The organism is Nocardia sp. NPDC050710, assembly GCF_040654375.1.
Lineage (GTDB): Bacteria > Actinomycetota > Actinomycetes > Mycobacteriales > Mycobacteriaceae > Nocardia.
Window position 1 is genome coordinate 42,629 of the sequence record NZ_JBFAHV010000017.1, and the last position, 20,570, is coordinate 63,198.

A 20,570-nucleotide genomic window follows, 5' to 3' on the forward strand; every position below is an offset into this window, starting at 1 on the left:
AGTAGTAGTTCCGCGCACGGTGCGGTGTGGCGAAGCCAGACAGGTCGCCACGGGCAATCTCGGCGCAATGCGGCAGAATCGGTGCGCTGGACGAGATGAGAGGTGGCGATGAGGCAGACGATCACCGGTACCGACTGGCTGCGAGTGCTGCGTTCGGATCCCGCTCCGCGCCACCAGCTCGTCTGTTTCCCACCCGGCGGTGGTTCGGTCAACGCGTACCAGGAGATGGCCGGGCGGTTGGGAACCGGCGCCGCGGTTCTCGGCGTGCAGTATCCCGGCCGCCAGGACCGGATCGGCGAGCCCGCGATCCCGGATCTGGAAGAGCTCGCCGATCGCATTGCGGTGGAGCTGCTTCGGCAGCGCCCCATCACCGGCCTTTCGCTGTTCGGGCACAGCATGGGGGCGACGCTCGCATTCGAGACCGCCCGCAGACTGGAGGGCGCCGGGCAGCCGGTGGGGTCGCTGTTCGTATCCGGACGTCCCGCACCGACATTCGAGGAATCCGGTCGGTTGCACCTGGGTTCGGACGACGATCTCATCGCCGAGCTGGAACGCCTGGCCAATGATCCCGCGCCGATCGGGGTGCTACGCGCCGAACCCGCGGTCGCCGAATTGGTGCTGCCCGCTCTGCGCAGTGACTATCAGGCGGTGGAGACCTACCGCTACCGGCCCGGCGACCCGCTGAGCTGCGATCTCGCCGTGCTGTTCGGCACCGACGATCCGACCGTCGATCACGCGCGGGCGACCGAGTGGGAACCGCACACCACCGGCGCCTACACGGTCGCGCCCTTCCCCGGCGGCCACTTCTATCTCGACGAGCGGGTCGACGGGGTGGTCGCCGTCGTCGCCACGCGACTGGGTCTGCGCCCGGAGGCGGATCGCTAGCCGGGCGAGTGAACCCGGGGCGTGGCCGATATGCCGCGGCGACGCCGGAGCCGGATGTAGCCCACCCAGGACACGACGACGCAGATCGCGACGAGCGCGCGTACCAGGCCGAGCGCGTTCTCCGGATAGATCACACCCGTCAGGTAGTGGTCGATGAAGCCGCTCGGCGGCAGACCGTTCTCGCCGGCCTGGCGACTGGCCCAATCCTCCAGGTCGGTGAGCGGGCATTCGTAGCCGATCACGATCGTCCCGAACCCCCACCCGAATGCGAGCAGGTGCAGCCAGATGGTGCGCGGCCAGCGCCACGCGAGGAATCCGCCGATCACCACGTACACCACGAACGCGAAATGCACGGCCGCGGTGGCATCGGCCAACAGCCGGTACAGCACATCTTCAGCATAGGCAGCGGTCGGTGGCGGCGGCCGCGCATCGCGATCACCGGTGGATGCCCGGGCCCGCGGGTGGGCTCAGCCCAGATATTCGGACTCGAGCACCAAATCCGGGAGCAGTGATTGGTATTCGACGTGTGTCTTGTGTTCGACGGTGCGCCAGGAGCGGCCCTCCCGCTCGTGCATGAACCGCCGATAGCCCGGTGCGCCCGGCATTTTCACATTGTCGGCGACCACGATCGACCCGGGATGGAGCCAGCCCGCGGCGAGGATTGTCTTCAGGTCCGGCAGATACGCGTTCTTCCAATGGTCGATGAAGACGAAATCCACTGTGCCCGGACCGAAATCGTGCTCTATGGCGAGGGTCCGCAGGGTCCGGCCGTCGTCGCCGATCTTGCCGACCAGCACGCTCACCCGGTCGGTGAGGCCCGCGTATTCGATGATCGCGCGGGCGATCTCCGCATTCGCGGGGCTGGTCTCGATCGACACCAACCGGGCTCTCTCGGGCATCGCCCGCCCTATGCGGATCGCGCTGTAGCCGCAGTAGGTGCCCAGCTCGAGCAGGACGGCCGGCTCGGCCCGGCGGACGGCCGCGTCCAGCAGCGCGCCCTTCTCGTCGCCGACGTTCATCAACAGGCTGCGCCGGCGCGCGAAATCATCGATGGCGGTGATGACGCCATCGGTGTCGCCCGCCGTCACGGTGGCCAGCACATGCTCCAGCAGCGCCTGTTCGCGGCCGTCTCCGACCTGCCCGGTGCGCAGCAGGCTCGGCCCGCCGAGCACGAAACGAAGCGCTGACCAACGCAGGAACGGCAACCTGTCGCGCAGCACGGCGCCGAGTCCCTCCGCATTCGGCATGCGACCCCTTTCGTAGCGGCATCGCCTGCGATTCTGCTCCGGAACCGGCCGTGGCGGGCACTTTCGCGCCCGATCAGGTCAGGGGTGTCACCACGGCGACGGCTGATAGTCCTTGAGGAAGCAGCCGAAGAGATCGGTCCCGGTCTCACCCTGCACGATCGGGTCGTAGACGCGGGCCGCGCCGTCCACAAGATCCAGCGGGGCGTGGAAGCCCTCGTCGGCCAGCCGCATCTTCGTGTAATGCGGACGCTCGTCGGTAATCCATCCGGTATCGACGGCCGTCATCAGGATCGAATCCTCTTCGAACAGCTCCCGCGCACTGGTGCGGGTCAGCATGTTCAGCGCCGCCTTGGCCATATTGGTGTGTGGATGGCCCGGGCCCTTGTACGCGCGCGAGAACTGCCCCTCCATGGCGGACACGTTCACGATGTACTTGCGCCGCGCCGCCGCCGCGGCCATGGTCGGGCGCAGCCGCGACACCAGGATGAACGGTGCGACCGAATTGCACAGCTGCACCTCGAGCAGTTCGGTCGGGTCCACCTCGGCGACCGTCTGCACCCAGCTGTTGGTATGCGCCAGATCCGGCACCAAACCGCCCGCGTCGATCGCGATGCCGCGCGAAATGCGTTCGGGGGTGGCCGATCCCGCGACCAAGGCCAGTTCCGCGACATCGGCGGCGGTGAGCGTCGGCGTCAGAGACGCGGTGAGCGCGGTGGGGTGCGCCTGCATGGTCTTGCCGAAGGTCACCGTATCCGGCAGCGCGCCCGCGGGCAGCGGACCGGACTCCGCCTCGACCAACGCACTGTAGGCGCCGGGGGACCGGCGCACGGTCTGCGCGGCATTGTTGATCAGAATGTCGAGCGGGCCCTGCGCGGCCACATCGTCGGCCAGCGCGACCACCTGGGCCGGGTCGCGCAGGTCGATGCCGACAATGCGCAACCGGTGCAGCCAGTCGGCGCTGTCGTCCATGGCGGCGAAGCGGCGGATGGCGTCGTTCGGGAAGCGGGTGGTGATGGTGGTGTGCGCGCCGTCACGCAGCAGCCGCAGCGCGATATACATGCCGATCTTGGCGCGGCCGCCGGTGAGCAGTGCGCGTCGGCCGGTCAGATCGGTCCGCGCGTCGCGCTTGGTGTGGCTGCTGGCCGCGCAATCCGGGCACAGTTGGTGGTAGAACGCGTCCACCCGGGTGTAGCGCTGCTTGCAGATGTAGCAGGGGCGCGGACGGATCAGCGTGCCCGCACTCGCGCCGGAAGCCGACGAACTGATCGGGATGCCCGCGGTCTCGTCATCGATCCGGCTCGGCGAGCCGGTCGCGGTCGCCGCGACCACGGCCCGGTCCGCCTCCGACACCGCCGCCCTGGCCTCGGTCCGCCGCCGCTGCTTGAGCTTCTTGAACATGTGCCCGACCGCGCGCTGGACCGCGACCGAATCCGGATGATCCTTGTCCAGCTGCCCCGCCTGCTCCAGAACGCGCAGGCAGGCGGCCAGATCCTCCGGGTCGATGGCCGGGTCGGTCGAGATCGGCGACGTGGTGTGTGCGGCCATCGGAATGCGGGGGGATCCTTCGTGAACAGTGACGGTTGACCCACCTATTCTCGCATCGGCGACTCCACGACCCGGACCGGCGGTCGGTTCGGGTGGCGAAGCGGTGCCGCGGCCGGTTCCAGCGCCCGATCACCGGGGCCGCGCTCGCGCAGCCGTGCGAGGTGGGTCAGGCGGTCGGGGAACTAGCGGTCGGTGGCGTCGGCGCCCGGATACGGCGCGTTCGCGGCGTGCAGATCCTCGACGAAGTTGGCGATCGCCTCGGCGACCAGCAGCGGTTCGGTCACCGGCAGCCAGTGGTCGGCCGGAATCGGGCAGCGCCACAATCGGTCCACCCAGCGCGCGCTGCCGTAGTAGAGGAACGGGGGCACCAGCACGTCGGTGGTGTCGACCACCAGCTGTACCGGAACCGCGGTCCGCCGCGTCCGCGGCCGCAGCAGGTGGTGCGCAAGATTGGCCCGGGCGATCCGCGCGCCCGCTGCCAGGTCGCCGCGCCAGGTCGGTGCGATCGGGGCATGTGCGCGGGCGATGCCGCCGAGCCGTTCGATCAGCCAGGTCCGCACGCGCGGCGGATAGGCGATGCGCTGTGCGGCGATCTGCGCCGAACCCGCGCCGTGCCGCCAGAATTTCCGGTCGGTCAGCAGCTGCCCGGCCCGCTCCGGCTTGGTGACCAGCTCGCGCAGGGTGATTCCGACATGGTCGAGGTTGGGGCCCGCGATGGCGGTGAACGAGGCGATCCGGGTATTGGCCCGCGGATCGCAGACCGCCTCCCAGATCTGCACCGCGCCCCACCCGTGTCCGCAGACGTGCACCGGCTGTTTCGGACTGACCGCCTCGACCAGCGCGAAGAAGTCGTCGGCCAGTCGGTCGAGCCGATATTCGCGCGACGCATCGGGTTTCGCCGAGCGGCCGTGCCCGCGCAGGTCGTAGGTGATGACCCGGAAGCCATCGGCCAGCAGCGCCGCCACATCGGTCCACACGAGATGGGTATCCGAGAGGCCGTGCACCAGTACCAACGGATCGCCCGCCGGATCGCCCCATTCGTAGACGGCCAGCTCGGCCCCCGCGCCGGGCACCCTCGAGGTGCGGATCGGCCGATGGGTGCCGGTCGGATCGGTGCTGTCGAGCGGTTCGGTCATATGTGCTGCCTCGGTCGATGAGCCATCGCGGTCGGATCCCGGCACGCGCTTGTACCGCCGGTACGCTATTCGATACTGACAGTACGATCGGCCCGACGCAATGCGGGAGACGGTCGGTCGGTATGAGGTAGATCACCGATTGCGCGGATTCGGCGCGGATGACGAACATGCCTCGTTGCCCTGTCGATCGCAGTGGAGGCTGGAAGCGTCATCGGAGTTGGACCCTTGCGGCGCGATGAACGTACCGGCGGTACGTGTATGCTCCGTACTATGCCCCGAGTCAATGTCCGACCCGCGCCGCGGGCGACATCCCGCGAGGAGATCGTCGACGCGGCGATCCGGGTGATCGACCGGGACGGCCCGCGCCCGAGCATGGACGACATCGCCCGCGAGGCCCACATCACCAAACCCCGTCTGTACCGCCAGTTCGCCGACAAGGCCGATCTCTACACCGAGATCGGTAACCGGATGGCGAAATCGGCCGCCGCCGCGGCGGGCAATGATCTGACCCTGATGCTGCAACCCCCGCGTATCGCGCTCGGCCGGGTGCTGGCCGGTTACGCGGACAGCATTCTGAAGCACCCCAACGTATTTCGTTTCCTCGGCCAAGCGCAGGCGACCCAGCAGGCGGACGGTTCGGTGCTCCAGTTCGACCTGGGCCGTGCCGCGGCGGGCCGCTTCGCGAAACAGGCCCGCGATATCGCCGAATCGCTGCCCATCGACCCGGCGGGCATCGATTACCTGTCACGCGCCGTGGTCGGCGTGGTGGTGGCGACCACCGATCTCTGGCTGGGTGACACGGGTCGTCCCGCGCCCGAGCGGACCGCCGAATTCGTCGACCAGGCCACGGAATTCGTCTGGGGTCTGATCGACGGATTTCTGCGTCGCCAGGGTATTTCGGCCGATCCGGACACCCCGATCTTCACCACGCTCGCCGCCGTCGATCGGGCCGACCGCACCGCGGGCTGACCGGAGATCGTCCCCGAACGATGCCCGGCCGACATATGCCCGGTTTGTTGACAACGTGCCAATAGTGGTGGAATCTGATGTCGTGGGACCGGCGCCGAGGCCGGACCCGCGGCGCACGCGCCGGTCCTGGCGGCAGCAGCCTGCGGCGCTGCGAGGGGACCGGGCGGGCCGCATCGGCACAGCGAAGTAAGGATCGACAAGATGGCACGCGCGGCGTGGAGTGACGACGAGGTCGAGGCGGTACGGGAACTCGCGCGGACATTCTTCGAGAAGGAAGTCGTTCCGCACGAGGAGAAGTTCGTCAAGCAAGGCCACCCGGACCGCCACCTCTACAACCGTGCCGGTGAGCTCGGCCTGCTCTGCCCCTCGATCCCGGCCGAATACGGCGGCGGTGGCGGAACATTCGCACACGAGGCGGCCATCATCGAGGAGCAGGCCTTCGCTGGCGACGGCTCGATGGGCCTGCCCGTGCACAGCGCGATCATCGCGCCCTACCTGCACCACTTCGGCTCCGAAGAGCTCAAGCGGCGGGTACTGCCGAAGGCGGCCAGCGGCGAAATGGTGCTCTCCATCGGCATGACCGAACCCGGCACCGGCTCCGACCTGCAGAACATCAAGACCCGAGCGGTCCGCGAGGGCGACGAGTACGTCATCACCGGATCGAAGATCTTCATCACCAATGGCTGGCTGTGCGACGGCATCATCATCGCCGCCAAGACCGACCCGACCAAGGGCGCGGCGGGTGTTTCGCTCATCTTCGCCGAGGTCTCCGACGAGACGCCGGGCTTCAAGCGTGGCCGCATCCTCGACAAGATGGGTGGTAAGGCCCAGGACACCGCCGAACTGTTCTTCGACGGCCTGCGGGTGCCTGCGGCCAACCTGCTCGGCGAGGCCGAGGGCCAGGGTTTCTATCAGATGATGCAGCTGCTGGCCCAGGAGCGGCTGGTCACCGGCATTATCGCGGTGGCCATGATGGAGCAGGCGGTCACGCTGACCATCGACTACACCAAGGGCAGGGAGGCCTTCGGCAAGCCGCTGTTCGCCATGCAGAACACCAAGTTCGAGCTGGCCGAATGTGCCACCATCGCCAAGGTGAGCCGCACGTTCCTGGATGACTGCATCGGTAAGCACCTGCGCGGCGAGCTGGATATTCCCACCGCCGCGATGTCGAAGTACTGGCTCACCGACCAACTCGGTATCGTTGTCGATCGCTGCCTGCAACTGTTCGGCGGCTACGGCTACATGACGGAGTACCCGATTTCCCAGCTCTATACCGGCGCCCGCGTCCTGCGCATCCTCGCGGGTAGCAACGAGGTGATGAAGGATCTCATTGCCCGATCTCTCTGAAACCCGCAGCGAGAACGGGTCGTCCGCGATGGCTCCGACCGGCGCCGTCGCGGAGACGCCACGGCGACGTCGGCTGGAACCGGATGAGCGTCGCGCGCAGATCCTCGCCTGCGCCATCGATATGTTCGGCGAGCGTCCCTACGCGGCGGTCTCCACCGCGGAACTGGCCCAGCGGGCCGGCGTGGCGCGCGGCCTGATCAACCACTATTTCGGTAATAAGCGGGATTTGTATCTCGCGGTGGTCCGCCGCATGGTGACGTTGCCGCGTATTGATGACATGGTCGTGCCGACCGGTACCGATCGCGAGCGCGTCGATGCCAGCGTGCGGTGGTTGCTGGACACCATCGCCGAGCACGGCAGCACCTGGGTGAAGGTGACCAGCCACGAAGGCGTCGGCGATGACCCCGAGGTCCAGCAGATCCTGGATCAAGCCGACGACGCGGCGGCCGACCGGATGCTGTTGATGGTCGGCATGTCCGGTTCGGCACACGGTGCGGAGTTGCGTGCGCTGGTGCGCGCCTATGGCGGCCTGGTGAAGGTGGCCGGGCGGGAATGGATCGTGCGACGCACGCTGGACCGGGATCAGGTGCACGCACTCCTCGCCGACATGCTCATGACGCTGGTCACCGAGACGATGCCGAAGATCGATCGCGGGCGTTGAGTGCACAATGGCGCGTCGTGCGTGTCGGCATGCCACGCCCGGCGCACCGGTTCGGTCAGCTCGTGAATTCGGGCGAGGGCCGACGGGCAAGCGCGCCGTAGCGCACGGGCGAGAGATGCCCGGGCGCGTGGCCTTGCCTGCCGTACCTCAGCTCGATGACCTCCTCGCGGCGATGCTCCACCAGCAGCGCACCGACCCCGGTGATCCACAGCGCCGCGGTGAGGATGGCTCCGACCTGCGTCCATCCGATGAATCCATAGCCCGCGGCGGTGAGCGTGCAGGCCAGACCGACGACGCCGAACGCGCACAGGATGATGCCGGGAACGTTGTAGTCATCGCCGAGGAGGTCACCGGCCTGGGCATGCCACGGCCGTTCCTTCTTGTCCGAAGCCTTGCTATCGAACATGGATCCTCCTGATGGTGGCTGCGCCTGGTCGGAGATTCGGCCTCTGATCAGCATGAACCTCCGCCGCCGGTTTCGCGAGGGGGGTTTGCCGGTTCGTTACTGCGGCTCGTTGGGACCGTCGCCGCGGTGAACCCGGTCGGTGCTCTTTCCGCTGTGCCCCCGAAACTGGTGGCAATTCATACAACATTTCGGGCCATATGGTCGCTTTCCTGCCCCTATCCTTTGTCGTGATCGGGGCGGGGTTCGGGCAGCCCGAGGTTCCTGCGCGAATGGTGGATGCGAGAGGTACCTGGGTATGGCACGAATGCAACAGTGGGAGGAGCGCGAGCGCGAGCGCTGGTCGGAGCCGGCGGAGGAGGACCCCGGCGAGCGCTGGCCGCAGGTGCGTCTCGAGGAACGCGGACGAGGGCGCGGTGACGCCAAGCCGATCGTCAACCCCTACGCGATCGTCGCGCTTGTCGCGGCACTGCTGGCCCTGTTCCCGGTTGCGATCGTATTCGGCCTCATCGCCTTCGGTCACCCCAAAGGCAGGGGCATGGCGACCTTCGCGGTGCTGCTCGGACTGGCCGAGGCGGGAGCGATCGCCGCGTTCGTGGTGCTGACCGGGCAGACGTTCTCGGATGGGCTGATCAGGGCCGAACAGCCCGTCATCGCGCAGACCGTCGCGGTCCCCGCGACCACCGCGGCACCGACCACCCCCGTGCCGACCACGACGTCGACGCCGACGGTCACCGCGACCCCCCAGGTTGTCGGGCGCAAGGGTGCGGCCTGCCCGGAGGACCAGCTCGGGCAGATCGGCCAGGGCGCCGACGGCGGCACCCTGCTCTGCCTATCCGTGGCCGGGACATCGGGCGGATACCAGTGGTCGGGTCCGTTCAATGTCGGCACCGGCCAGTTCGAGGCGGGAACGAAATGCGATCCGTCGGTCTCCAAGACCGGCCGCACCACCGACGGGCGCGCGCTGGTCTGCGAAGGATCCGGGCGCAGCGGCACCTGGGTGCGCTGGACCGAATAGCCGGAGCGCCTACTCGGGCTTCTTGGCTCGACTCGGCTGCACCCGCGGCGGCTCGTTCGGCATCTTCGGATACTGCGGCGGCCACGGCGCGTCCATCAGGCCCGCGGCCATATCGCGTTCGGACATCTCCAGCAGCGGCTCGATCGACTGCGGGGTTCGCCCCGCCCAGGGATCACCGAATTCGGCCAGCCGAGCCGGGACGGTCGCGATGGTCAACTCATCCGGCACCACGCCGTCCAACTCGGACCAGGCGATCGGGGTGGAGACCTGCGCGCCGACCTTCGGGCGCACGCACCAGGCGCCGAAAACCGTTTTGTGCGGAGCGTTCTGATTGAAGTCCACGAATACCCGGTTGCCGCGCTCCTCCTTCCACCACTGTGCGGTGATCTCCCCGGGATGTCTGCGTTCCAGTTCGCGAGCCAGCGCCACCGCGGCGGCACGCACCTGGTAGCCGTCCCATTTCTCTTCCAGCGCGACATAGATGTGCAGTCCACGCGAGCCCGAGGTCTTGAGCCGCGATTCGATGCCCAACTCGCCGAACAGCTCCCGGGTGAGCACGGCGGCGTGTTTGAGATCGTCGAAGGTGATGCCGGGGGAGGGATCGAGATCGATGCGCAGTTCGTCGGCGATATTCAGGTCCGCGACGTGGTTGGGCCAGACGTGGAAACCCAGGCAGCCCTGGTTCACCGCCCAGAGAATATGCGCGAGGTCGTGCGCGACGAGTGCGTCGCTCGTGGTGCCGTTGGGGGTGGAGACCTCGACCGTGTGCAGCCAGTCCGGCGCCGATTTCGGCACTCGCTTCTGGAACCACGACTTGCCGGACGCCCCATCGGGATAGCGCTCCAGTAGCAGCGGCCGGTCCCGGACCACGCCGAGGAACGGTCCGGCGACGGCCTGGTAGTACCGCACCAGATCGAGTTTCGTCTCACCGCGCTTGGTGAAGTAGACCTTGTCCGGGTTGCTGATCGTGACGGTTCTGCCGTCGACTTCGATCTCGATCGACGCACTCACTTTTTGGCCGCTTCCTCGAAGATGGTGCTCAGCTCGGCGGGGGCGACCTCGTCGAGCTGAGCATAGGTGCAGGATTCGGGGATGCGGTCGGTGCGGAACCGAACCAGCCTTCCGCCGTGCCGGAGTCGCCCGGATTGCACATGTTCGTAGCGGACCTCGGCGACCAGTTCCGGGCGCAATGCTTCCCAGGACAGATCCTTGCCGCCGGTCCATCGGCTCACCCCGCCCGGCATTTTGCCGTCGGCCTTCGCCTGCGTCGCCGCGTCCGCCCATTCCCGCCACGGGTGATTCTCGAGTGCGTTCTCCCGCAACGGTTTCAGCTCCTCGACCAGCTCCTTGCGACGGGCCGCGGTGAAACTGCTGGCGACCCCGACGTGGTGCATATTGCCCGCGTCGTCGAAGAGCCCGAGTAGGAGGGAGCCGACGCCTTCGCCGTCCTTGTGCCAGCGGAAGCCCGCCACCACGCAATCGGCGGTGCGTTCGTGCTTGATCTTCAGCATGACCCGCTTGTCCTGCAGGTAGGCGAGCTCATCGGATTTGGCCATGACCCCATCGAAGCCCGCTCCCTCGAATCGGGTGAACCAGTCCTGGGCGACGTCGGGGTCCTGGGTGATCGGCGTGAGGTGGACCCGCGCGAATTCGGTATCCAGGATGGTCTCCAGCAGTCGCCTGCGTTCGGCGAACGGTTCGCCGGTCAGATCCTTGTCGCCGAGTGCGAGCAGGTCGAACGCGACGAAGCTGGCCGGTGTTTCCACGGCCAGTTTGTTGACGCGGGAGGCCGCGGGGTGCAGCCGGTTCTGGAGCGTGTCGAAGTCCAGACCCTGATCGGTGACGACCACGATCTCGCCGTCCACCACGCATTTCTCCGGCAGCGCCCGCTTCAGCAGATCGGCGACCTCGGGAAAGTACCGGGTGAGTGGGCGGTCGTTGCGGGAGCCGAGTTCGACTTCGTCACCGTCGCGAAACACGATGCAGCGGAAGCCGTCCCATTTCGGCTCGTAGCTCAGACCGGGCTCGCGCGGCACCGATGGCGCCGTCTTCGCCAGCATCGGCCGGACAGGTGGCATGACCGGTAGGTCCACGCGCTCCTCCTGGGGTTGTCGGTCACCCATATAGACGCCGTGGCCGACACAGACTCATCGGTACGCGGTGTCGGGCTCGATCGTAGGCGCATGCACCGACAGGTCGGAGGTATTCGAGGGCCGACGGCACACCGACACGGTGTGCGGGCTATTCGAAGGCGAAGGTGCTGTTCTGCCTGTACCCGGGGAGGGTGCCGGCTCAGTTGTCGAGCCAGCCGTGCTGTTCGGCGAAGGTGGTGAGGCGGTCGCGGATGGTGAGGATTTCACCGGCGGTGAGGGCGGGGCTGGCGTCCAGTAGAAGCTCGGTGATCAGGCGTTTATGTTCGGCGGCGGAGAGTTGACCGGAGATGGATCTGTCCTTCTTGTGCCTGGGTGGCGGGCCGACGGGCGGGCCGCCGACGGCAGTGAGATTGACAGCTTTCGGACCACGATCGCCCTCGGTGACATCGAATTCGAATACCCGGCCCTGGCGCAGTTCGTCCTCATCCAGGCCGATGTCGTTCACGTGGACGAACACATCCGGACCGCCGTCCTCCGGCCTGATGAACCCGAACCCTCGAGAGCTGTCGAACGACACCAATTTCCCGATGGACACCAACACCCGCTCCTCGCCGCCGCCGTCACTACTGGCCCACTTTAGCTCGCATTATCCACGTCGTTGTTCGAAAGCGCCTTTTGAAGGGAGTTGAAGACGGTGAGGCCCTGACCGACCATTCCGTTCACCAATTCGCCGACTCCGTCCGGTCCGTTGAGCACCGTCAGGTTCGCGTTGGACAGTCCGGCCGAGGCCTGTTTCACAATTTCGGGCAGTTGTTCGATCAGCAACTGGTCCAACGCAATTCGGTTGTTCGACGCGGCCGCCTCGGCCTGGATCCTGGTGCGGTCGGCCTCCGCCTCGGCCAGGATGCGCACCCGGTCGGCCTCGGCCTGTGCCGGTTTCACGACCTCGGCCTGGAGTTGTTGTTCGCGCAAATGCGCCTCTTTGCGGGCCTGCTCCGCCTGCGCCGTCAGGACCTCTTGCATGGCGATCGCCTCGGCCAGCGGGCCGGCCTGGGCAGCCTCCGCGTTGGCTTTATCGATATCGCGCTGATATTGCGCTTTCAAGATCGAGGTTTCGCGCTGGTACTCGGCCTGCCTGCGCAGCGATTCCTGTTCGGCCTCGGCGGCCTTCTGCGCGGCCTGCGCCTGCGCGATCTGCGCGTCCCGCTGTACCGCCGCATTGTGCGGGGCGGCCAGCGCATTGATGTAGCCGAGATTGCCGTCATCGATGGACTGGATCTGGAACGAATCGACCCACAGCCCGATATTGCTCATCTCCACCTTGGAGGCGACCAGTACTTCGTCGGCCAGCTTCTGCCGTTCCCGAATGATCTCCTCGACCGTCATGGAGCCGACGATGGAGCGCAGATGACCCGAGAAAATGCGACCGGTCAGCACCGACATCTCCCTTTCCTGTTCGGAAAGGAATCGCTGCGCGGCATTCACGATCGACAGAGTGTCGTTGGCGACCTTGAAAGCGATCACCGCGCGGACATCGAGCTGAATCGCCTGCTTGGTGACGCAGCGTTCCTTGATCTCCGCCTCGAACATGGCCAGCGACAGATAACTGACCTTGCGGAACAGCGGCACCACCCAGGCGCCGCGCCCGATGACCACCTTGAACGGCGCGTTGTCCTTGACCTTGGCGCCGCTGACCAGCATCGCCTCATCCGGATCCGGTACGTGGTACCCCAGCACGTGAGCCTCCCATAATGTTTCAGATTTCTTCCAGCGGATCCGGGGCCAACGGAATCCAGGGGATGACATCGACGATGCGCCCGGGATGGGCGGCGATGACCAACACTGTGGTACCGGCTCGAATCGGCTCGTTCCCCCGCGCGATATACAACTCCGTACCCCCGCGAATCGCCACCAGCACCTCCCCCAACATTCCGGCGCCCCGGATCGGCGATGTCAGCGTACCCGTCATTCCCTGCACGGGGTCGGTCATCGCACGCAACTCCTCGGCTAGGCATCGGAACCTGCGAGCTCAACCCGCACCGGTCGATCGATGATCTCAGCGTACTGCCCGAAAGTCCCGCCCGATTCACCCAATTCGTCGCACCGGTCGTTTCCGCGAGTCGACATCCACGCGAATGCGCCGAGTCGTCATGTGGCGCTGAGGGTATCGCGTGGCTCGCGTATCGTCCTTGCATGGCTGGACGGCTTGCGCTGATTGTGGGATCGGAGTGTGCCGCGCTGGGGGAGTTGGGTTTCGTCTCCGAGCTGGCGACCGGACTGGATACCAGTCTGACCGCGGCGGGTGGCTGGCGACCCGCCAGGGCGGTGGCGGGACCGGTGCTGAATCCGACCGCCGCGGACCTGGTCGCGGCGGTGGACGAAGCGTTCGCGGCCGCCGCGGCGGAGCAGGCGACCCTGCTGCTCGGGTTCATCGGGCACGGGGTGTCGACCGGCGAGGAGGATTTCTATCTGCTCGGGCACGATTCGCCCGCGGTGCCTACCTCGCGCACCGCGTTCCACTTGACTCAGGAGATCCGGGAACGGCTCAACCAGTCGGCGCTGGACGGCCTGGTGGTGCTGGTCGACGCGTGCGAACCGGAACAGGGCGTGCTCGGTGCGGCCCGCCGCTGGACCGATCTGCTGGCCCGGTCGGCGGGGCGGATGGAACTCTTGGTCGCCGCGGGCGACGGACCCGCGTATTCGGGATGCTTCACCCGGACCCTGCTCGAAACCTTCGACGCGGGCCTGCCCGCACGCGGAGAGAATCTGCTGCCCTCCGATCTGGTCGGCCCGGTCGCGGTGGCGTGTACCCGGCAGCAGCCGCACCATCTATCGTTCACCTCGGGCACCGTCTCGGGCTCCGGCGGCGACCCCGGATTGTGGTTGGTGCCCAATGTGGCACGCCGACGAGATGCCGTGACCGGCAGGCCCGCAGCGGGTTTCGTCGATCATCTGACGCGTAGGCTGTTGCTCACCGCCACCGTGCGCGAGACGCTCACCGCGATCGTGGAGTCGGGCGGGCATCGGTTGCGCGCGGTCGTCGGCCCGCCCGGGGTCGGCAAATCCACCCTGCTGGCCATGCTCATCCGGCCGAGCCTGGTGGATACACTGCCGGTCGCGCCCGAATACATCACCGCCGCCGTCTTTTTGACGGTGAACAGTTCCTTCGCCGGGGTGGCCGCCGAACTGGCGACCCAGCTCGCGGCCCGGCTGCCCGGCTTCGCCGCGGCGCGCGAGGCGACCAGGGAGGCGGCCGCGGCGAACGCCGCCGAACTCGACGCCTTCGATATCGAGGTGTGCCGTCCGTTGGGGCGGCTGGCGCAGGCCGGTCGCCGGACCACCATCGTGCTGGACGGGTTGAACCAGCCCGAAGAAGGCACTCGGCGGCTGTTGATCGGCGCCGTTGCCCAGCTGACCGATCGCCCGGCACTGCGAAATGTGCGCGTCATCATCGGATTCCGGGAGGGCGCGGGGGTCGAGCACGATCCCGCGCTGGCGCATATGCACCGCATCGAGGTGGTCGAGCCCGCCGCCGACGATATCGCTGCCATTATCGGCGCCGTTCACGACGACGATATCGAGCCGGATCGGTCGGGTTGGGTGCGGTGGATCGAAGGACTTCTGGTCGAGACACCCTCCGCCGCAAGCGATCCCGCGACCGTGGCGGGTGGGTGGCTACTGGCCAGACTGCTTACCGAGGTGGTCACCGATATCACCGGACAGGCCGTCGCCGAAGAGGTCGGGCTGGACGGGGTGATCGCCCTGCGGGTCGAGGAGGCCGTGCGCGCGGTGGGTTCCGATGGCGCCGCCGCACTCGGGCCGCTGCTGGGCGTACTGGTCGCGGCCGGGGTCGGACCGGTGCTGCCGCTCGAATTGCTCGATGCGGCAATGGGTTCGCTCGGTACGGAGCTCGGCGTCAGCCGGATTCGCGACCTGACCGTGAGCCTCGGCGTGCTGGTCACCCGCAGCAGACCGGGCACCGACCAGGAGACGCTCGGTGTGACACACGGTGCGCTGCTGCCCGCGCTGTCCGCCGAAACCGCCCGGCTCGGAATAGAACTTGCCGATGCGCACTGGGCGATCAGCCGGGCGATCGAGACCAGCGCCAGTCCCCAGGCCATGGCCTATGCCCGCAGTTCGGGCGCCCGCCACTATCTGGCGCACGGCGACTCGAGTGCGGCGCTGGCCTTCCTCACGCGGCTGGAAACTCCACGCGCCGCGGATAATCGCGACCTGTGGGTGGCCTGGCTGCCCTCGTTCCTCGCCGCCGTCGGGCCCGACCACCCGGACACCCTGCACGCCCGCGGCAACCTGGCCCGCTGGCGTGGCTTCAGCGGTGACCTGGTGGGGGCGATCATGGAGACCGAAGCGCTGCTCGCCGACGAACTGCGACTGCTCGGCCCGGTGCATCCGTTCACACTCGTCGCCCGGAACAACCTGGCGTGGCTGCGGGGCGAGAGCGGCGATCTGAACGGCGCCGTCGCGGAGTTCGAGCGCTTGCTCGCCGATCAACACCGCATCCTGGCGCCCGGCGACCCCGATACCTTCCGTACTCGCAACAATCTCGCCTACTACCGTGCCCACCGCGGCGACCTCGCGGGCGCGATCGCAGAGTTCGAGCTGCTGTACGCCGATCACCTGCGGGCATTGGGCGCCGACCACCCCGACACCTTGGGCATCCGCGACAATCTGGCGACATTTCGCGCCGAGAGCGGCGACCTGCCCGGCGCGATCGCGGAGTACGAATCGCTGCTCGCCGATCGGCTGCGGGTGCTCGGACCGGAACACCCCGTCAGCTTGGACACCCGCGACAGTTTGGCCTGGTGCCGAGCCCGCAGTGGTGATCTGAACGGCGCCGTCGTGGAGTTCGAACGCCTACTCGCCGACCAACTCCGGGTGCTCGGCGCCGACCATCCGGACACCCTGATGACCCGCGACCACCTGGCCAGCTCGCGCGGCAAATCCGGAGACCCGGTCGGTGCCGTCGTGGAGTTCGAGGGCCTGCTGGCCGATCGGCTGCGCATCCTCGGACCGGACCATCCCGACACCCTCGGCACCCGCGGCAGCCTGGCCGGATACCGTGCCGACAGCGGTGATCACGCGACCGCGATCGCCGAATTCGAGCGGTTGATCCCGGATCAGCTGCGCGTCATCGGGCCGGATCATCCCGCAACCCTGGTCATCCGGAACAATCTCGCCGGGGTGCGCAGCAGTATCGGCGACTTCGCCGGAGCCAGAACGGAATTCGAGCGATTGCTGCGCGACCGGCTGCGGGTGCTCGGCTTCGATCATCCCGACACCCTGGCCACCCGCAACAACATCGCCTACTGCCGCGCGCACGGTGGTGACACCCGCGGCGCCATCGGTGAATTCGAGCGGCTGCTGGCCGACCAGCTCCGGGTGCTCGGACCCGACAATCCGAATACCCTGATCACCAGGAACAATATCGCGCTCTATCGCGGTGAGGACGGCGACTACGCCACCGCCATCGCGGAATTGGCGCTGCTGGTCAGCGATATGTTACGGGTGCTCGGCCCGGCCCACCCGAGCGTCCTCGACGCCAGGCACAATCTGCTGACCTTCAGCCTGCGCAGCCGCGACGCCCACGACGTCACCGACAAATTGGAAGAACTCATCGCCGACAAGCTCGCGGTACTGGGCGCCGACCATCCCGGTCTGCTCGTCACCCGCACCGTCCTCGCGAATCACCGTGCGGACAAGGGCGATCCGCACACCGCCGTGGTCGACTTCGAACAGCTGCTCGCGGACCGCCTGCGCATCCTGGGCCCGGATCATCCCGCCACCCTCGACACCCGCCATCAGCTCGCCCGCCTGCGCGGCCGTACGGGTGACCCGGCGGGAGCGGTCGCCGAACTCGAGGCGCTGCTCGCCGCCCGCCTCCACCTGTCCGGCGCCGACCACCCCGCCACCCTTACCACCCGCAACGACCTCGCCCACTGGCGCGCCGAAAGCGGCGACCGCGCCGGCGCCATCGCCGACTTCGAACGCCTCTGCGCCGGCCTGCTGCTCATCCTGGGCCCCGACCACCGCACCACGCTGCGCGCCCGCAACAACCTGGCCCACCACCGCGCCGAAAGCGGCGACCTCACCGCCGCCATAGCCGATTACGAATCCCTGCTCACCGACCAAACCCGCACCCTCGGCCCCACCGACCCCGACACCCTGTTCACCCGCGAAAACCTCGCCCATTGGCGTAGCCGACGCTGAGCGCGGCGAGGTCATGCCCGCGCTCCGCCTACCGTCTCATCGATCGTGGTGTGCCAGCCGACGCTGGTCACCGATGGTTCCAGGCTCAGCCGGCTCACGGCGGACTCCATCTGCCGGTCGTCGCGCTGATCGCCGACGAGTTCGGCGCGCACCTCGACCCGGCCCGGGTGCTCGGTATTGGCGCTCGAGACCGACACCAGCCGGAAGTCGGTGCGGGTCAACGACTGCACCAGAAGCGCCCGCACGTGTGCCTCGTTCGCGTCATTGGTGACGGCGCTGAAGGCGTAGGCGGCGGGCTGCTCGTCGACCGATTCGGGCCTGCGGTCCACCGCGCGCCCGGCGGCCCGCAGCGCGATATTGACCACGACCACGGCGACCGTGCCCGCCAGCGCGGTGGTGTACATGCCCGCCCCGGCCAGGGCGCCGATCGCGGCCGAACACCACAGTGTCGCAGCGGTATTGAGGCCGCGGACGTTGAGTCCGTCGCGAATGATGACGCCCGCGCCGAGGAATCCGATGCCGGAGACGATCTGCGCCGCGACCCGCGTCGGATCCGCGGTATTGCCCTCGAATCCGTTGGCCGAGAGCAGTACGAACAGCGTCGCACCGGCGGCGACGAGCGCATTGGTGCGCAGGCCGGCCATCCGCGCCCGGTATTGGCGTTCGAAGCCGACCATCGCGCCGAGGCCGACGCCGGTCAGCAGCCGCAGGATCACTTCTACCGTTGACATCACGCACTCCCTGACATGGCTGAGCGCACCATCGAACCGCAGATTACGGGTGTCGTCCCGCTCCGTGATCGGCTCCCGCGGTGTCGCCGGGTGAATTATTGGCAAACAGGGTTGTCCTAGTGTCTCCGCCGGGCATCCGGCTCACCTCCCTCGGCTGCATCGGCGCGCGCGGCACGGCCGGGCGCGGACGTAATTCGTCGCAGATGCACGGTTGAGGAACCCGGCACTGTGGCATTTTCCCAGTATTTGCCGGTCCGGACCTTTCCTCGTAAGACCTTTGGCACTTCACGGCGTAACCCGACGGGTGCCGGGAGCCAATCGGGGTCACCCCTTAGGCCGGGGAGACCTGTCCTGACCCGGGGCGTCTCTCGACGTTCGGGGTCGCTGGCCTGTATCCGTGAAGGAGCCTCAGCGAACGATCGGCACCTTGCGTTGGCCAGTAAACACCCGTCCGGAAGTATTGGCAACCCGGGTGTGATCGGGCGCACGCCGCACCGTATGCCCGAAACGGCGCAGAGCCGCCATCCGTAGACAGCGGCTCTCGGCCGAAACCGGTATGCGGGTCAGGGATTCATTTCGTAGGTGCCGGCATAGCTCAGCACCTCGTCGTAGATCCGGTCCGACCGCTGCGTGTCGGCGACCGGCTTGTGCAGCGCGCTGAGCGCCCAATCCTGTTGCGCCTGAGTCGAAGAAGACTTCGAGAAGACGCCGAGCGCATACATCGAGAAGTCTCGCACGAACACCTCGAAGATCGAGTCGACGATATCCTCCGAGGTCCCCGCGATCTTCGCCTGTTCCAGAATGAGCTGGCCGTAGGGGAGCAGGGTGAACAACTCGCCCACCGCCAGCTGGTAGTCCAGATCCTTCTGTTGCGCCTCGGTCGGCGGCGCCTGCACCGGGAATCGTACGAAGCTCTCGGCTTGGGTCAGGAACAGCGCGACATTCGGCAGGTGCCGGTATTCCGCGAATGCGGAACGCCAGTCGTTGAATCGCACCTTGCCCAATCCCGCCGCGCCGGGCTGGCGGAACAGCGCTTCGTCGTCGCCGGGATCGCGGCGCACCGGGACCGGTGGCAGCTCGGTGGCGTTGTACAGGAAGCTCGGCATGAACTTCAGCGTCAGCGCCATATTCACATGTGCGGTGCCCTCCAGTCGCGGCATCGAATCGATGGTTCCGCGCGCCACCGCGAAGTAGCTGTCCTTCTCGAAACCCCTGGCCGAGATGACATCCGAGAGCTCGCGGAACACCCGCTCGCCCTCCCTGGTCACCTTCATTTTCCCGATCGAGTTGAACATCACGAAGCGCCGGTCCTCGGGCGTGGAGCTGCGCATGTAGTCGATGGCCCGTTCGTGGTAGAGCTTCATCGCCGTCATGCGAATGTAGTTGTCGGACAGGATCTGCCGGACCTGGCCGAACTCGGTGACGGGATGGCCGAAGAGAATTTTGGACGAGGCCTGGTTGATGGTCTCGTAGAAGCAGTGCTGCACGATGCCGAGCGCCACCATGCCGATATTGAACTTGCCGCAGTTGACCGCCGCGAGCGCGACGTCGAAGGCCTTTCGTCCGGTGTGCAGGACGTCGTCGGCGGCGACCGGATAGTTCGCCAAATCGTAGGCGCTGACGTAGTTCTGGCCGTGGATGACATTATCGACCAGGACATAGTTCGGATGTTCGCTGTCGGCGATGAACCAGACGTAGGCGTCCGGCCCCTCGATATCGGTGCGCCGTCCGATGGTCGGCACGATCCGCGCGACATTGCCGTTGCCGATGTAGTACTTGCCGCCGGTGGCGGTGAATCCGCCGGCGCCGTCCGGGGTCAGCAGCATGTCGGTGGCATAGATATCGGCGCCGTGATCCTTCTCGGAGAGGCCGAAGGCGATGATCCCGCCGCGATCGAGCTCTTCGGCCGCCCTGGCGTGCGCCTTGCCGTTGTTGCTCTGCCAGATCGTGGCCAGGCCCAGCGTCGAGACGCCCCAGGCGTACCAGTACTGCGAGCCGTAGAAGCCGGTGATCTCGTTGAACTTGGAGATGAACGCGGTATCCCAGCGCTTATCCGGATCGCCGCCCGCATGGGCCTTCGGCGTCGCCATATAGGCCAGGATTCGGGATTCCGCCAGGAAGCCCATCCAGTCGTCGTACCACTCGGCGCGGTGCGCGTCCGCGGTGAGCGCCCGCTTGCCCTTGCCCTCGAAGAAGCCGACGAGCGCCGTCAGCAGTTCTCGGGTCTTGGGGTCGAACTCCGCGAAGGTTTCGGTCTTCGGGTTGAACAGCGGCATGGCGGCACTGCCTTTCGTGGAACGGCTCGCA

Annotated in this window: 18 protein-coding genes and 1 riboswitch; of the genes, 6 read left to right on the plus strand and 12 right to left on the minus strand. The window is 67.3% G+C overall.

The genetic code is table 11. From position 1 onward, the window contains the following. Window positions 1-108 precede the first annotated feature (108 nt). Window positions 109-885: an alpha/beta fold hydrolase gene (locus AB0H61_RS25355; RefSeq protein WP_357308889.1), complete on the plus strand. Its 777-nt coding sequence runs from the start codon at window positions 109-111 to the stop codon at window positions 883-885. Here AB0H61_RS25355 and AB0H61_RS25360 read toward each other — a convergent pair. From AB0H61_RS25360 to AB0H61_RS25375, 4 genes are all read right to left on the minus strand, one after another. Then, window positions 882-1,274 (minus strand): DUF2784 domain-containing protein, encoded by a 393-nt coding sequence (locus AB0H61_RS25360; RefSeq protein WP_357308892.1) that lies wholly within the window; start codon window positions 1,272-1,274, stop codon window positions 882-884. The two genes, AB0H61_RS25355 and AB0H61_RS25360, sit on opposite strands and share 4 nt — an antisense overlap. 78 nt (window positions 1,275-1,352) lie before the next feature. Continuing rightward, a complete protein-coding gene (locus AB0H61_RS25365; RefSeq protein ID WP_357308895.1) occupies window positions 1,353-2,132 on the minus strand; it encodes an O-methyltransferase in 780 nt (259 codons plus the stop codon). Window positions 2,133-2,219: 87 nt separating this feature from the next. After that, on the minus strand, window positions 2,220-3,677 hold the full coding sequence (locus AB0H61_RS25370) for an SDR family NAD(P)-dependent oxidoreductase (RefSeq protein ID WP_357308898.1): 1,458 nt from the start codon (window positions 3,675-3,677) through the stop codon (window positions 2,220-2,222). A 182-nt stretch (window positions 3,678-3,859) separates the two neighbouring features. Next, on the minus strand, window positions 3,860-4,813 hold the full coding sequence (locus AB0H61_RS25375; protein WP_357308901.1) for an alpha/beta fold hydrolase: 954 nt from the start codon (window positions 4,811-4,813) through the stop codon (window positions 3,860-3,862). A gap of 270 nt (window positions 4,814-5,083) precedes the next feature. Between AB0H61_RS25375 and AB0H61_RS25380 the strand changes: the two genes are divergently transcribed. The 3 genes from AB0H61_RS25380 (at window position 5,084) to AB0H61_RS25390 (ending at window position 7,790) form a co-directional block, all read left to right on the plus strand. Then, a complete protein-coding gene (locus AB0H61_RS25380; protein ID WP_357308904.1) occupies window positions 5,084-5,782 on the plus strand; it encodes a TetR/AcrR family transcriptional regulator in 699 nt (232 codons plus the stop codon). Between the two features lie 201 nt (window positions 5,783-5,983). After that, window positions 5,984-7,129, plus strand: a complete 1,146-nt coding sequence (locus tag AB0H61_RS25385) for an acyl-CoA dehydrogenase family protein (RefSeq protein WP_357308907.1) — start codon at window positions 5,984-5,986, stop codon at window positions 7,127-7,129. Between the two features lie 28 nt (window positions 7,130-7,157). Next, complete coding sequence (locus AB0H61_RS25390) at window positions 7,158-7,790, plus strand: helix-turn-helix domain-containing protein (protein WP_357309261.1); 633 nt, start codon at window positions 7,158-7,160, stop codon at window positions 7,788-7,790. A 55-nt stretch (window positions 7,791-7,845) separates the two neighbouring features. Here the strand turns inward: AB0H61_RS25390 and AB0H61_RS25395 are convergent, their stop codons facing one another. After that, window positions 7,846-8,196: a hypothetical protein gene (locus tag AB0H61_RS25395; protein WP_357308909.1), complete on the minus strand. Its 351-nt coding sequence runs from the start codon at window positions 8,194-8,196 to the stop codon at window positions 7,846-7,848. Window positions 8,197-8,491: 295 nt separating this feature from the next. Between AB0H61_RS25395 and AB0H61_RS25400 the strand changes: the two genes are divergently transcribed. Beyond that, on the plus strand, window positions 8,492-9,211 hold the full coding sequence (locus tag AB0H61_RS25400; RefSeq protein WP_357308912.1) for a hypothetical protein: 720 nt from the start codon (window positions 8,492-8,494) through the stop codon (window positions 9,209-9,211). 9 nt (window positions 9,212-9,220) lie between these two features. Here the strand turns inward: AB0H61_RS25400 and ligD are convergent, their stop codons facing one another. The 5 genes from ligD to AB0H61_RS25425 form a co-directional block, all read right to left on the minus strand. Further along, window positions 9,221-10,222 carry a non-homologous end-joining DNA ligase gene (gene ligD / locus AB0H61_RS25405; RefSeq protein ID WP_357308915.1) on the minus strand — a complete coding sequence of 334 codons (1,002 nt, stop codon included), beginning with the start codon at window positions 10,220-10,222 and terminating at the stop codon, window positions 9,221-9,223. Then, window positions 10,219-11,304 (minus strand): ATP-dependent DNA ligase, encoded by a 1,086-nt coding sequence (locus AB0H61_RS25410; RefSeq protein ID WP_357308917.1) that lies wholly within the window; start codon window positions 11,302-11,304, stop codon window positions 10,219-10,221. Before AB0H61_RS25410 ends, ligD begins: the two co-directional genes overlap by 4 nt. A 199-nt stretch (window positions 11,305-11,503) precedes the next feature. Then, a complete protein-coding gene (locus tag AB0H61_RS25415) occupies window positions 11,504-11,905 on the minus strand; it encodes a cold shock domain-containing protein (RefSeq protein WP_357308920.1) in 402 nt (133 codons plus the stop codon). A 35-nt stretch (window positions 11,906-11,940) separates the two neighbouring features. Further along, window positions 11,941-13,041, minus strand: a complete 1,101-nt coding sequence (locus AB0H61_RS25420; protein WP_357308923.1) for an SPFH domain-containing protein — start codon at window positions 13,039-13,041, stop codon at window positions 11,941-11,943. Between the two features lie 19 nt (window positions 13,042-13,060). Then, window positions 13,061-13,294, minus strand: a complete 234-nt coding sequence (locus AB0H61_RS25425) for a hypothetical protein (RefSeq protein WP_357308926.1) — start codon at window positions 13,292-13,294, stop codon at window positions 13,061-13,063. Window positions 13,295-13,497: 203 nt separating this feature from the next. On the opposite strand from AB0H61_RS25425, the gene AB0H61_RS25430 reads away from it, so the two are divergent. Further along, entirely contained in the window at window positions 13,498-17,532 is a 4,035-nt protein-coding gene (locus AB0H61_RS25430) for a tetratricopeptide repeat protein (protein WP_357308929.1), read from the plus strand. Window positions 17,533-17,543: 11 nt separating this feature from the next. Here AB0H61_RS25430 and AB0H61_RS25435 read toward each other — a convergent pair whose 3' ends face one another. Then, window positions 17,544-18,263 (minus strand): MgtC/SapB family protein, encoded by a 720-nt coding sequence (locus AB0H61_RS25435; RefSeq protein WP_357308932.1) that lies wholly within the window; start codon window positions 18,261-18,263, stop codon window positions 17,544-17,546. Between the two features lie 255 nt (window positions 18,264-18,518). Further along, window positions 18,519-18,690: riboswitch (M-box (ykoK) riboswitch) on the minus strand. Between the two features lie 136 nt (window positions 18,691-18,826). Continuing rightward, a complete protein-coding gene (locus tag AB0H61_RS25440) occupies window positions 18,827-20,539 on the minus strand; it encodes an acyl-CoA dehydrogenase family protein (RefSeq protein ID WP_357308935.1) in 1,713 nt (570 codons plus the stop codon). Window positions 20,540-20,570: the final 31 nt, after the last annotated feature.